This window comes from Ralstonia sp. 22111, assembly GCF_052045895.1.
Lineage (GTDB): Bacteria > Pseudomonadota > Gammaproteobacteria > Burkholderiales > Burkholderiaceae > Ralstonia > Ralstonia wenshanensis.
Window position 1 is genome coordinate 503,920 of sequence record NZ_JBQEPR010000001.1, and the last position, 12,639, is coordinate 516,558.

Below are 12,639 nucleotides of genomic sequence, written 5' to 3' on the forward strand. Positions count from 1 at the left end.
TCAGCCTCCTTCCTGGGACTGGTAGACCAGATCGAATTGCATGCCGTTGGGCTCGGTCTGGCGCAGGCGGACCGGCAGCCAGCCGTGGTCGGCAGACAGCCAGATCTCTACACGCCGTTTGTCCTCTGCGCGGCGCGGCAGCCGTATGAAGTGCTGCGCACGAATCGTGCCGTTCGGGGTGTCGATGGTGTCCTCGCCGACGTGCTGGACGCGGGCCACCTCTACGCTGTCGGTATCGGCGATCGGGAATTCCAGCGTGAGGCCCGGGCTGGCGATGCGCTCAGGGCCACCGCGCGCCAGTCCGGTCAACTGAAGGAAGACGCTGAAGCGATCTTGCGTGCCCTCGGGCAGCGGCAGCACGGCGGGCGTGCGGGTGAAAGTGACCGTGGGTGCGCCCTGCGCGCCAGATGCCGGCGTGGGGTCGGCTGCGTAGTGGAACGTTGTGAGGTCGGGTTGTCGGCGCCCGCGCACTTCTTCGTAGCGCGCGGGGGTCAGGCCATACGGGCCGACGGTGCCCGCGCTGCGAAACGCGAGTTTGCCGAAGAAGAGTGGCAACGGAATTTCCACGGCAAGCGTGTAAGTTTTTCCATCGGTGGCCCAGCGGATCACACCATCTTCGTTGCGCACGCCGTTGACGTAAGTGGCGTACCGCAGCGTAGCCGAGGGCGGCAGCGAGAAAGCGTCCCCGGGCGGCGCGGGTGGCCCGCCCGGGCCTTCGCCGCTGAGATCGGTGACCACGCCGGTATCGCCCGAGGCTTGAGCGCCAGCGCTGGTGAACTCGGATGGGTCCATGCTTGCCAGATCGGGCGCGGACGGCGTGGGTGTCGGCGCCGGAGCGGGTGCTGCCTGGGGGTGCGGACGGCTCGGAGCGGGGCGGGGCTTGGGCGCAGCCGGGGGCTGTGGCGGCTGCACCGGCTCGGGATGCAGCAACAGCGCGGGGATGATCTGCTCTGGCGCGGGCGGCCACGTCACCTGACGACTTCGCGCGATCCACACGACGGCAATCACGTGCAGCACGAGCACGGCCAGCAGCACGAGCCCGAACCGGCCGAGCCGATGGAAGCGACGCCTGCGGGTTTGCACGCGGTCGGTATTCAGTTCGTCAGGATTGCGGGGCGTTGGGTGCAACGTATCCAAGATCGGCGGAAAGCTGTTGTGCGGCCAGCCGCAAGCGCCGCTCCAGCGGGCTGCTCCAGGTGGTGTCGAAGGTGCTTTGTGCGCCCAACGCGATCAGCACCAGACACAATTGGCCGTTGGCGTCGAACACCGGCAGCGACATCGCGTTGATGCCGGGCAGCACGCCGCCATGAATGCGGGAGGCGCCATGAACACGCACGTCGGCGCAGATGGCGTCGTAGGCTTCGAGCGTTTGCGGCAGCTCGGGGTTCTCGGTGCTCGGGGTATTCCCTGCTGCCGCAATGCGGTCGAGTTCGCGCTGGATGAACGCGCGCGTCTGCGCGCGGGGCAAGTAGGCGCCGAACACGCGTCCGGTGGCCGAGTTCAGCATCGGCATGACGTCGCCCAGGCGCAGGCTGACCGTCACCGGATGGCTGGCCTCTTCCCAGTGGACGATGGCCGGGCCCTGGTTGCCCCACACGGCCAGGCCGATGGTGTGATCGATCTCGTCGCGCAGGGCGGCGGCTGCGGGCCGGGCGCGGCGCATCGGGTTTTGCCGGTTCAGGCTCACCAACCCCATTTCCAGCGCGAACGGGCCCAGGTCGTAACGGCCTTCGGGCGTTTGCGTGACCAGCCCCAGGCGCGCAAAGCTCACCAGATAACGGTGTGCCTTGGCGGGGTTCATGGGGGCGGCACGCGCGAGATCGCGCAGCATCATCGGGCCATCGGTGTGCGTGAGCACTTCCAGCAGCCTGAAGCCGACTTCGATGGACTGGATGCCCGAGCGCGCGGGCGCATCCAGCTCGCCATCGGCATCAGGCTCCAGGTCGAGATCGGTGTCGGCGGGCAGCGGTGACATGGCGAGGGGTGATGGATCGGTTCGGGCCAGTTTAGCCGATGCTCGGTGTACCATCCGCGCAGCCTTTCTCCATACAACGCTCATGAAACTCGCCACCCTCAAGGATGGCTCGCGCGACGGCCAACTGGCCGTGGTCTCGCGGGACCTGAAGACCGCTCACTTCGCCACGCACATCGCCGGCACGCTGCAGCGCGCGCTGGACGACTGGGCCTTTCATGCACCGCAGTTGCAGGATCTGTACGACCAGCTCAACGCGGGCCGCGCACGCCACCCGTTTGCGTTCGACGCCGCCAATTGCATGGCGCCGCTGCCGCGTGCGTACCAATGGGCGGACGGCTCGGCCTATGTGAACCACGTTGAACTGGTGCGCAAGGCGCGCGGCGCCGAGATGCCCCCCGAGTTCTGGACCGACCCGCTGATGTACCAGGGCGGCTCAGACGATCTGGCCGGCGCGCATGATCCCATCGTCTGCCGCAGCGAAGCGTTCGGCATCGATTTCGAGGCGGAGGTCGCCGTCATCACCGGTGACGTGCCGATGGGCACTGAACCGGCTGCCGCTGCCGAGAGCATCCGCCTGATCATGCTGGCCAACGATGTGTCGCTGCGCAACCTGATTCCGGCGGAGCTGGGCAAGGGTTTCGGCTTCTTCCAGAGCAAGCCCGCGACGGCGTTCTCGCCCGTGGCCGTCACGCCCGATGAATTGGGCGAGGCCTGGCGCGAGCGCAAGGTGCATCTGCCGATGACGGTGCGCTGGAACAACAAGAAGGTTGGCCAGCCCGAGTGCGGCACCGACATGGTGTTCGACTTCGGCCAGCTGATCGCGCATATCTGCAAGACGCGCAACGTGCGGGCAGGCAGCATTGTCGGCTCCGGCACGATTTCGAACGTGGACCGCAGCAAGGGGTACGCGTGCATTGCGGAGAAACGCATGCTGGAAACCATCGAATCCGGCGCGCCCGTCACCGAATACATGCGCTACGGCGACACCGTGAAGATCGAGATGTTCGACGCCAATGGCGTGTCCATTTTCGGGGCGATCGACCAGGAAGTCATCGCGCCGGGCACGCAGGCGTAAGACTTAGGCGGATTCCGGTGCTGCCTTCGGACGGCGCCCCCGCTTGGGCGCCGCGGCACCGGCTGTCAGCGCCTGCCCGTGATACCCCAGACGAAGGGATAGCGTCCGCCCCGCCTCGCGCAACAGCCGCGCGGCGGGCCCCTCGAGGCTGGAATCGAACACGCTGGACAAGCCTAGCGCCGTGATCGCCCCGGCCAGCTTGCCCTGCGAATCGAGCACCGGCACGGCCACCGAATCGATGCCGTGCACCAATGTCCCGCCGATGCGGGCCACGCCTTCCTGCCGCACCGCCTGCCAGCGCGCGCGGCAGTTCAGCCAATCAGTCAGGCCGGCCTTGCCAGCGCCGGGGCCGCGAAGTTCTCGGTCGATGAGCGAGACGATCTGGATTTCCGGCATCCACGCGGCGCATGCCTGGCCCGTGGCGGAGTTTAGCAGCGGCATGACCGAGCCGACCCGCACATTGACCGCCACCGGGCGGCCGCTGTCTTCCCAGCGCACGATGACGGGGCCGCGCGCGGTCCAGATCGACAGAAACACGCTTTCGTTCAGCCGCTCAGCCAGCTTGGGCAGCAGGTTGCTGCCCTCACGCACGAAATCCACGTCGGACAGCGCCGACAGCCCCACCTGCAACGCCTGCGTGCCCAGCCGGTAGCGGGCGGAGGCGGGGTCCTGCTCCACAAAACCCATGCGCTCCAGCGACACCAGGTAGCGGTGAACCTTTGCGCGCGGCATGCCAAGCTGCCGGCCCAGTTCGGAGACGGCGTGGGCGCCCCCGGCATGCGCCATCGCCGAAAGCACGCTCAGCGCGATCTCGGCGGACTGGATGCCGGCGCTGGTGCGTTCCGGCGCGGCGTCTTCTGTGGGCAATTCGTCGCGCGAGGCATCTGGCGGCAGCGGGTCGTCGATGGGCATCTTGAAGTCTCGGGTGTCGCTTTATAAGATACGCGTTACGTAAAAAGATACAACCGGCGCGGCGGCCTGCGCGCTGGAAAAGACCTCGAGAACCCGGGAGACGCCATGAAGCTGTCGATCTTTTCCGTGCAGGACCATTACCCCGACCGGCCCCGCAGTCTGCCGCAACTCTACGCAGACGTCATCGCCCAGGCGCGCCACGCCGAAGCGCTCGGCTACGACACCTTCTGGGTGGCCGAGCATCACTTTCACGAGTACGGCGCCGTCCCCAACCCGGCGGTCTTTCTCTCGCATCTGGCCGCGCAGACCCAACGGCTGCGGCTGGGCACGGCCATCTCGATCCTGACCTTCCATCATCCGGCCACGGTGGCCGAGAACTACGCGATGGTCGATGCGCTCTCGGGCGGGCGGCTGTCGCTGGGCGTGGGCTCCGGCTACCTCAAGCACGAGTTCGAAGGCTACGACGTCGACCCCGCCATCAAGCGCGAGCGCTTTGACGAAGCGCTGATGCTCGTCGAGCGCTTGCTCGCCGGTGAGCGCGTGCACCACGCGGGCCAGTTCCACACGCTGCGCGACGTGCGCCTCAACGTTCTGCCCGTGCAGGCCCGCGTGCCGATCCACGTGGCGATCCTGCGGCGCGAGGCCGCGTATCACATTGGCCGGCAAGGGCGGCGCATGCTGTTCGTGCCGTATGCCTCGGTCGAGCGCTTCGACGACATCCGCACGTTGATGGACGATTACCAGCGCGGCCTGGCCGAAGCGGGCATTGCGGACACGCGCGGCATGGCGGCTGTCGCGCTGCACACGCACGTGGGCTCGACCGAAGCCGCCGTGCGCGCGACGGCCGCCGACGCGTTCGATCTGTACGTCGCCACGCGGCTCTACGCGCGCCGCCAGACGTACGACGATGTGCTGGCCAGCGGCCTGTCGCTGTTCGGCACGCCCGATGCGGTGGCCGAGAAGCTCGCGCGGCTGTCCGACATGGGCGTCGATCATGTGATGGCCCTGCACAACTTCGGGCTGATGCCGCAATCTGCGGTGCTCGAATCGATGCGTGCGTTGATGGAGGATGCGCTGCCGCGCGCCGGCATCACTGCGCTCGCTGCCTGAAGCTGTCTAGCCTGGGCGACTCCGCATCGCCAAACCGCCGCAAAACCGCTACGCTCTTTGCCAAACCACGGGAGGAGACCCGCAATGCAGCGACATGCTGGCGTACTGGTTGGTTTGGCTTTGCTGTCTTCCGCCGCGCTGGCGGACATCCGCATCGGCGTCACGGTGTCGGCCACGGGGCCGCAGGCCTCGCTGGGGCAGCCGGAGAAGAACGCCACCACGCTGTGGCCGCGCGAGATCGGCGGTGAGAAAGTCGACGTGATCGTGCTTGACGATGCGTCGGACACCACGCGCGCGGTCACCAACACGCGCAAGCTGATGAGCGAGTCGAACGTGGACGTGATCGTGGGCTCGTCCACGACACCAAATACGCTGGCGATGATCGACGCGGCGGCCGAGGGCAAGACGCCCGTGATCTCGCTGGCCTCGTCCGCCCGGTTGATCGAGCCGATGGATGCCAAGCGGCGCTGGATCTTCAAGACGCCGCATTCGGACTCGCACATGGCATCGCTCATTGCCGAGCACGCTGCAGCGCACGGCGTGAAGACCATCGCCTACATCGGTTTTGCCAACGCGCTGGGCGAGGCGTTTCTGGCCGAGGTGCAGCGCTTTGCCGATCTGAAGCACATGCGGATCACCGATACCGAGCGTTTTTCGCCTACCGACAACAGCGTGACCGCGCAGGTGCTGCATCTGCTGGCCAACAAGCCCGACGCGGTGGTGATCGGCGGCTCCGGAACGCCTGCCGCGCTGCCGGCCCGCGCGCTGGCCGAGCGCGGCTACACCGGCAAGATCTACTTCAATCACGGCGTTTCCAATAACGATTTCGTCAGGCTGTGCGGCAAGGACTGCGAAGGCGCCTACGTGCCGACTGGCCCCGTCATGGTCGCCGCCGAACTGCCCGACACCCACCCCGCCAAGAAGCAGGCGCTGGATTTTGCGCGCCGCTACGAGGCGGCCTTTGGCAAGGGTAGCGTGTCGATCTTTGCCGCCTACACGGGCGACATCGGCTTGCTGTTGCAGCATGCGGTGCCGGTGGCGCTCAAGCGGGCCAAGCCCGGCACGCCGGCCTTCCGGGAGGCGCTGCGCGACGCACTGGAGCAGGTGCGCAACCTGCCCACCAGCACTGGCGTGGTCAACATGAGCCCGCAAGACCACGTGGGCCTGGACCAGCGCGCCCGCGTGATGGCGCAGATCCGCCGCGGACAATGGCGCCTGGCCGACACCGCGAAGTGATGACGGCGCACATCCCGCGTTGCACGCGCAGTCTCATCCGCTATGCTTGATCCATTACCTCGGACACCATGACTTCGCTCGCTCCCCGCTTTGCCCGCTACCAGGCGCTGACGCTCGTCCAGCACGGCCCGATCCTCGAAATCGTGATGGGTGCGGCGCAGTCGGCCAACCGCAAGCTGTCCACTGCAGATGCCGGCCTGCACCGCGAGCTGGCGGAGATCTGGCGCGATGTATCCGCAGAGCCTTCGGTGCGCGTCGCACTCATCCGCGGCGAGGGCAAGGGCTTTTCTGCTGGCGGCGATCTGCACCTTGTCGAGCAGATGGCCGAAGACTTCGACGTGCGCACCCGCGTCTGGCACGAGGCACGCGACCTCGTCTACAACGTCATCAACTGCGACAAGCCCATTGTCAGCGCCATGCACGGCCCGGCTGTGGGGGCAGGGCTGGTCGCCGGATTGCTGGCCGATATTTCGATCGCCGCCAAAGACGCCCGCATCGTCGATGGCCACACGCGCCTGGGGGTGGCGGCGGGCGACCATGCAGCGATTGTCTGGCCGTTGTTGTGCGGCATGGCCAAGGCCAAGTACTACCTGTTGCTGTGCGAGTCCATGACAGGCGAAGAGGCCGAGCGCATTGGGCTGGTTTCGCTGGCCGTGCCCGAAGCAGACCTCGTCAACCGCGCATTCGAAATCGCCGAACGCTTGGCGGCGGGTTCGCAGACGGCCATCCGCTGGACCAAGTACGCGCTGAACAACTGGTTGCGCATGGCGGGCCCGAGTTTTGATACATCGCTGGCGCTTGAATTCATGGGTTTTGCGGGCCCCGACGTGCGCGAGGGTATTGCGAGCCTGCGTCAGAAGCGCCCGCCCACGTTTGATGGCGCCTGATGAGAAACACGCCCGCACGTCCGACCCCGACCGATTTGTAGGAGACACCATGTTCACCCAGATGCCCAATTTTGCCGAAGGCGGTTTTGAGTTCCTGCGCAAGTTGTGGGGCGGCGGCTTTGCCGGGATGGCAGGTGGCGGCATGCCCAACATGGCCAGCTTTGCCGCGCCGCCGATGGATCTCGAGGAAATCGACAAGCGCATCCATGACCTGCGCGCCGTTGAGAGCTGGCTGCAACTGAACGCCAGCCTGCTGCGCACGGCAATCCAGGGCCTGGAAGTGCAGCGCGCCACGCTGGTGGCCTTGCAGACCTTCGGCTCCGCGCTGTCGCCAGATGCCATGAAGTCTGCGTTCGACGGCCTGACGCCGGGTGCGTCCTCGACTGACGAAGAATCCAAGCCCGCGTGGCCGCACACGGCCGCCACAGCCAAGCCGGCCGAAGACGAACCGCCACCCGAAGACGACGCAGAGGCGGACGAAGACACCGACGACGACCAAGCCGAAGCCCGCGCCGAAAACGCCCAGGCTCAGGCCCACGCCGCCGCGCAGGCGCAAGCTGCCGCGCGCGCTGCCGCGGCCGCGCTGGACCCCTCGCCGTGGTGGAACATGCTGCAGCAGCAGTTCAACCAGATCGCCAGCTCCGCAGCGGCGGCCATGCCGATGCCGCAAAACCTGATGCCGGGTTTCCCGGGAGGCTTCCCCGGGTTTGCCGGTGCGCCGGGCGCGGAAGGGTTGGATGCGGCGCCGGAAGACATCGAAGAGAAGACGGCGCCGGCCAAGCCCAAGCGTGCTGCCGCCAAGCCGGCGCAGAAGCCGGCCGCCAAGGCGCCTGCGGGCAACCCGGCCAAGCCAGCCACCAAGAAGGCCACTGCCAAGAAAACGCCAGCGAAATCTGCGCCGCGCAAGTCCACCAACGACACGCCCTGATCGATGTCGCCAGACTGCACTGCGCTCTTGATGATGGGCGGCGGCGCGCGCGCCGCCTATCAGGTTGGTGTGCTGCGCGGCATCGCGGGGTTGGCGCAGGAGTATGCGCCGGGTGTGGCACGCACGCCGTTCGACGTCATTTGCGGCACGTCGGCGGGCGCGATCAACAGTCTGGGCCTCGCACGCGGCGCGCAGGATTTCACGCTCGCCACCGAGGCGCTCACCCAGCTCTGGGGCAGCCTGCATGCCGATCGTGTCTATCGTACGGATGTCGGCCGCGTGGGCTCCAGCGGTGCCCGGTGGCTGACCGCACTGGCATTCGGCTGGATGACCGGCCGCACGCCGCGCGCGCTGTTCGACAATACGCCGCTGCGTGAACTGCTTGAGTCGCAACACGACGGTCAGCAGGTGCAGGCCGCATTCGACGCCGGAGCGCTGCGCGCGCTGGCCATCACCGCGCTGTCATACACCACTGGGCGCCACGTCACGTTCTATCAATCGCCGCACGTGGTGTTGCCGTGGCGGCGTTCGCAGCGGATTGCGGTGGCAGACCAGATCGGCGTGGCGCACATGCTCGCCTCGTCGAGCATCCCCTTCATCTTCCCCGCCGAGCCGGTGCCGCTCGAAGGCAACGACGAATGGTTCGGCGACGGCACGATGCGCCAGATGTCGCCGTTGAGCCCGGCCATTCATCTGGGCGCGAATCGCATTCTGGTGGTGGGCGCCGCGTCTCGCTCGCAGCCGGGCTGGTACGACACGGTGCCGGCGTCCGGCTATCCGTCGCTCGCGCAGATTGCGGGGCAGGCGCTGGCGAGCATCTTTCTCGACGGGCTTTCCGCCGATATCGAGCGGCTCCAGCACGTCAATGCCATGGTGGCGCGCAACCCCGAGATTGCCGACGCGCGCGACGGCTGGCGCAAGATCGAAGTGCTGGTGATGGCGCCGTCCGAGCGCATCGAACTGATTGCCTCGCGCCACGTGCAGCGCCTGCCAGGTACGGTGCGCGCGCTGCTCAAGCCGTTGGGCGGCACCGAAGCGCGCGGCGCGGCATTTGCGAGCTATCTGCTCTTCGAGCCGGAATTCACTCAGGAACTGATCGACCTGGGCGAACGCGATGTGCAGGCACGCCGCGACGAACTGGCCGCGTTTCTGTATGGCGCCATTCCGGACACGATGCGCGCAGCGTGATCAGCGCGACGAGCGTGTCGACGGTTCAGCCAGCAGCGCATCGATGCGCTTCATGAGCGCGGGGTCGCTCGGCTCGACGCTGCTCGAGAACACCGCCGCGACGCGGCCGGTGCGGTCCAGCAGGTATTTGTGGAAGTTCCACTTGGGCGGCTGGCCTGTCTGCGTCGCGAGCCACGCATACAGCGGCGACGCACCCGGGCCAACCACCGCCGTCTTCGAGAACATCGGGAATTTCACGCCGTACGTGTTGTAGCAAAAGTCGGCGATCTGCTTGCTGTTGCCGGGTTCCTGCTGAAAGTCGTTCGATGGGAAACCCAGCACCGTCAGGCCCTTGTCGCGATACTTCGCGTACAGCGCTTCGAGCCCTTCGTACTGGTGCGTGTAGCCGCAATAGCTGGCGGTGTTGACCACCAGCACGACACGACCTGCGTACTGGCAAAGATCTTGCGGCGCATCGTCCTGCAAGCGTTTGACGCGAAAGTTCAGGCTGGTAGGGCATGCGCCTGCGGCAACCGGCGCTTGCACGGTCGGTGCGACGCCAGCCGTGGCGGCATGCCCTGTGCGTGGCAGCAGCAATGCAATGATGGCAATGGCAATCGCAATGACGATCATCAGCACATGGTGCCGACGCAGCACCCCCGACGCATGCAGTTGCAGGCGCGGGCGTCGCCCGGAAACGGTGGCGGAAAACAACATGGCGAATCTCCAAAAGCGGACGCTCAGCCGACGGGCCGAAGTTTGTCTTTAGTCTAGGGTATAACGCCCTGGGATCGCACCGGTGAAATGTGCGTTATGCGCCGCGCGCCATTCGCCCCACGGATTGCAGCGCTTTCTATACTGAAGGCCTTGCCGGGCGGCGGCCCGGTCCGACACAAAAGACGACGGCCAGCGTGCTGTCGATCACATCGCGGTGTACCGCGAGACAACGTGCGGCCGCATCGCGCGCCAGGGGGTCGCCAAGCCACGTTGCGGTTGTGGCGTCGGCGGGCCTGTTGTCACGAGGAAACGGGCAGACACAGAACTTTGCTCCGGCAACCCCGAAAATCGGGGGTTGGTCAAGCATGTCTGCTAGAATCCGCCTGCAAATTCAAAGGCTTACCATGCTCTATCCCGAATTGTTCAAGTCGTTGGAAGCGGTCCGCTGGAATATGGAAAAGGATATTCCGTGGGACACGTTCGATGTGTCGCTGTTGACGGACGCGCAAGCGCAGACCATCAAGATGAATGCCATCACCGAGTGGTCAGCCCTGCCTGCCACCGAGATGTTCCTGCGTGACAATCGCCACGATTCCGATTTTTCGGCGTTCATGAGCGTGTGGTTCTTTGAAGAGCAGAAGCACTCGCTGGTGCTGATGGAATATCTGCGCCGCTTCCGTCCGGACCTCGTGCCGACCGAAGAAGAGCTGCACAACGTGCGCTTCGAGTTCGATCCGGCCCCGCCGCTGGAAACGCTGATGCTGCATTTCTGCGGCGAGATTCGCCTGAATCACTGGTACCGCCGGGCCTCCGAATGGCACACCGAGCCGGTCATCAAGGCGATCTACAAGCATCTGTCGCAGGATGAAGCTCGCCACGGCGGCGCTTACCTGCGCTACATGAAGAAATACCTCGGCCAGTTCGGCGACAGCGCGCGCAGCGCATTCGCCAAGATCGGTGTGCTGATGGCCTCGGCCCGCCGTACCGAAAAGCCGCTCCACCCCACCAACCTGCACGTGAACAAGGCGTTGTTCCCGCAAGACACGGTGCAATCGCGCCTGCCGAACCCGGACTGGCTGGAGCACTGGCTCGACGAGCAGATCAAGTTCGATGCCGGCTGGGAAAAGAAGGTCATCGAGCGCATCCTGCACAACATGGGTCTGCTGTTCGAGCGCACCTTCGAAACCGTGCAAGACCTGAATCGCTACCGCAAGGAACTCAACGCACGTCTGCTCGGCTCGGCCGAACAAGCTGCCTGATCCTTGCCAGTGGCAGTGAGCGGCCCATCGATTCGATGGGCCGTTTTGTTTTTCACCCCGATTTCGTTTTCGCCATGACCGCTCGCCAGCCCGCGCCCGCCTTTGAACAGAAGATCTGCGACTCCGCCGACGTGGAGGCCCGCGTGCGCGCCTTGCCGCGCCCAGTGGTCTTCACCAACGGCGTGTTCGACATCCTGCATCGCGGGCACGCTACGTATCTGGCGCAGGCACGTGCGTTGGGCGCGTCGCTGGTGGTGGGCGTGAATACCGATGCCTCGGTGCGGATGCTGGGTAAGGGCGATGACCGCCCGCTCAACACCCAGGACGATCGCCTGGCCGTGCTGGCTGCGCTGGAAGCGGTGAGTCTGGTGGTGTTGTTTGCCGAGCGCACCCCGGTCGAACTCATCCAGCGCGTGCGTCCCGACATCTACGTCAAGGGGGGTGATTACGACATCGATGCGCTGGAAGAAACGCGCGTGGTGCGTAGCTGGGGCGGTACGGCCCTGGCGATTCCGTTCGAGCATGACCGCTCGACGACGGCCCTGCTCAAGCGCGTGCGCGCGACGTCCTGAGCGTTTAGCGCGATGCCGTGACCGCCGCGCACGCGTGCAGGTCTTCGGCGCCAAGGTTTTTCTTGAGGGCGGCCAGTTGGGCCGCGACGCCCGACGCCGCATCGGCGGTGGTCGTCACACGCAGCGAGGTCTGTGAGCCGAGCCGACGCGTTTGCGTGACCACGGCGGTTCGCACGTCCTTGGCGCGCAGCTCGTCCAGACGCTGCTGAGCGCGCTCCTTGTCGCGGAACAGGCCCAGCGACACCACAAACGTATTGCCTTCCTGCACGATGGCTGAATCCGCCACGTTGCGACGCTTGAGTTCGGCCACCTTGCGATCGGCATCGTCGCGCGTGTCGCGGGCCGGCATGTGGACCCACCAGCGGTTGTCTTCCTGGCGCGTGACGCGCTCAACCTGCACACCCGCCAGTTGCTTGAGCTGATCGATGCCGCGCGTGGCCTGTGCTTCGGTCAGGCCGCCGAGCTCGGTGCAACTGCCGCTGCTGTCAGCGGCGGTAGCGGTGGTCAGAGCCGTACGCTCGATGCTGGCTTGCGGGCCCGATGCGGCAGGCGTGGAAGCCGCCGGCTGAGAGCCTGGCGCCGATTTGGGTACGGCGGCGGCCGGTGCCGAAGCGGGTGCCGGTTCGAGAATACGGATCTCTTCGGTGCGGATCTGGCGGCGCATGCGATCGGGCTCGCGCTCGCTTTCGAACCACGCCTTGGACACTTCTGGCCCGAACACGCCGGTATTGGCCGCGAGCAGAACGCCGTTGACGAGCAGCAGGAGCAGCAGGGCGAGGCGAAGCGTCATGGTGCGAACGG

13 protein-coding genes are annotated in these 12,639 nt (G+C 66.2%); 8 read left to right on the plus strand and 5 right to left on the minus strand.

The window, feature by feature from the left end; genetic code table 11:
* Nucleotides 1-1,137 carry a DUF3108 domain-containing protein gene (locus tag ACTJK4_RS02355; RefSeq protein ID WP_440815760.1) on the minus strand — a complete coding sequence of 379 codons (1,137 nt, stop codon included), beginning with the start codon at nucleotides 1,135-1,137 and terminating at the stop codon, nucleotides 1-3.
* Entirely contained in the window at nucleotides 1,103-1,975 is an 873-nt protein-coding gene (locus tag ACTJK4_RS02360) for an IclR family transcriptional regulator (RefSeq protein ID WP_440815763.1), read from the minus strand. The genes ACTJK4_RS02355 and ACTJK4_RS02360 overlap by 35 nt, the downstream gene beginning before the upstream one ends.
* Before the next feature lie 82 nt (nucleotides 1,976-2,057).
* Here ACTJK4_RS02360 and ACTJK4_RS02365 point away from each other — a divergent pair, with 82 nt between their 5' ends.
* Nucleotides 2,058-3,050 (plus strand): fumarylacetoacetate hydrolase family protein, encoded by a 993-nt coding sequence (locus ACTJK4_RS02365; RefSeq protein WP_232041764.1) that lies wholly within the window; start codon nucleotides 2,058-2,060, stop codon nucleotides 3,048-3,050.
* A gap of 3 nt (nucleotides 3,051-3,053) precedes the next feature.
* Here the strand turns inward: ACTJK4_RS02365 and ACTJK4_RS02370 are convergent, their stop codons facing one another.
* Entirely contained in the window at nucleotides 3,054-3,962 is a 909-nt protein-coding gene (locus tag ACTJK4_RS02370) for an IclR family transcriptional regulator (RefSeq protein ID WP_232041765.1), read from the minus strand.
* 105 nt (nucleotides 3,963-4,067) lie between these two features.
* Here ACTJK4_RS02370 and ACTJK4_RS02375 point away from each other — a divergent pair, with 105 nt between their 5' ends.
* The 5 genes from ACTJK4_RS02375 to ACTJK4_RS02395 all read left to right on the plus strand — a co-directional run bounded on the left by ACTJK4_RS02375 (nucleotide 4,068) and on the right by ACTJK4_RS02395 (nucleotide 9,311).
* Nucleotides 4,068-5,072, plus strand: a complete 1,005-nt coding sequence (locus ACTJK4_RS02375) for an LLM class flavin-dependent oxidoreductase (protein ID WP_440815768.1) — start codon at nucleotides 4,068-4,070, stop codon at nucleotides 5,070-5,072.
* Between the two features lie 84 nt (nucleotides 5,073-5,156).
* Nucleotides 5,157-6,308, plus strand: a complete 1,152-nt coding sequence (locus ACTJK4_RS02380) for an ABC transporter substrate-binding protein (RefSeq protein WP_440815770.1) — start codon at nucleotides 5,157-5,159, stop codon at nucleotides 6,306-6,308.
* Nucleotides 6,309-6,376: 68 nt separating this feature from the next.
* A complete protein-coding gene (locus ACTJK4_RS02385) occupies nucleotides 6,377-7,195 on the plus strand; it encodes an enoyl-CoA hydratase/isomerase family protein (RefSeq protein WP_252691906.1) in 819 nt (272 codons plus the stop codon).
* A 49-nt stretch (nucleotides 7,196-7,244) separates the two neighbouring features.
* On the plus strand, nucleotides 7,245-8,123 hold the full coding sequence (locus ACTJK4_RS02390) for a PhaM family polyhydroxyalkanoate granule multifunctional regulatory protein (RefSeq protein ID WP_316868215.1): 879 nt from the start codon (nucleotides 7,245-7,247) through the stop codon (nucleotides 8,121-8,123).
* A 3-nt stretch (nucleotides 8,124-8,126) separates the two neighbouring features.
* Complete coding sequence (locus tag ACTJK4_RS02395) at nucleotides 8,127-9,311, plus strand: patatin-like phospholipase family protein (RefSeq protein WP_232041770.1); 1,185 nt, start codon at nucleotides 8,127-8,129, stop codon at nucleotides 9,309-9,311.
* On the opposite strand, the gene ACTJK4_RS02400 is transcribed toward ACTJK4_RS02395, so the two are convergent.
* Nucleotides 9,312-10,007: a glutathione peroxidase gene (locus tag ACTJK4_RS02400; RefSeq protein ID WP_440815775.1), complete on the minus strand. Its 696-nt coding sequence runs from the start codon at nucleotides 10,005-10,007 to the stop codon at nucleotides 9,312-9,314.
* Between the two features lie 404 nt (nucleotides 10,008-10,411).
* Here ACTJK4_RS02400 and ACTJK4_RS02405 point away from each other — a divergent pair, with 404 nt between their 5' ends.
* Both ACTJK4_RS02405 and rfaE2 read left to right on the plus strand, forming a co-directional pair.
* The gene (locus ACTJK4_RS02405) at nucleotides 10,412-11,266 is read left to right on the plus strand and encodes a ferritin-like domain-containing protein (protein ID WP_260772389.1); all 855 of its coding nucleotides are present in this window, start codon (nucleotides 10,412-10,414) and stop codon (nucleotides 11,264-11,266) included.
* 74 nt (nucleotides 11,267-11,340) lie between these two features.
* Nucleotides 11,341-11,838 (plus strand): D-glycero-beta-D-manno-heptose 1-phosphate adenylyltransferase, encoded by a 498-nt coding sequence (gene rfaE2 / locus ACTJK4_RS02410; RefSeq protein WP_260804022.1) that lies wholly within the window; start codon nucleotides 11,341-11,343, stop codon nucleotides 11,836-11,838.
* 4 nt (nucleotides 11,839-11,842) lie between these two features.
* Here the strand turns inward: rfaE2 and ACTJK4_RS02415 are convergent, their stop codons facing one another.
* Nucleotides 11,843-12,628, minus strand: a complete 786-nt coding sequence (locus tag ACTJK4_RS02415) for an SPOR domain-containing protein (protein WP_260804021.1) — start codon at nucleotides 12,626-12,628, stop codon at nucleotides 11,843-11,845.
* Nucleotides 12,629-12,639: the final 11 nt, after the last annotated feature.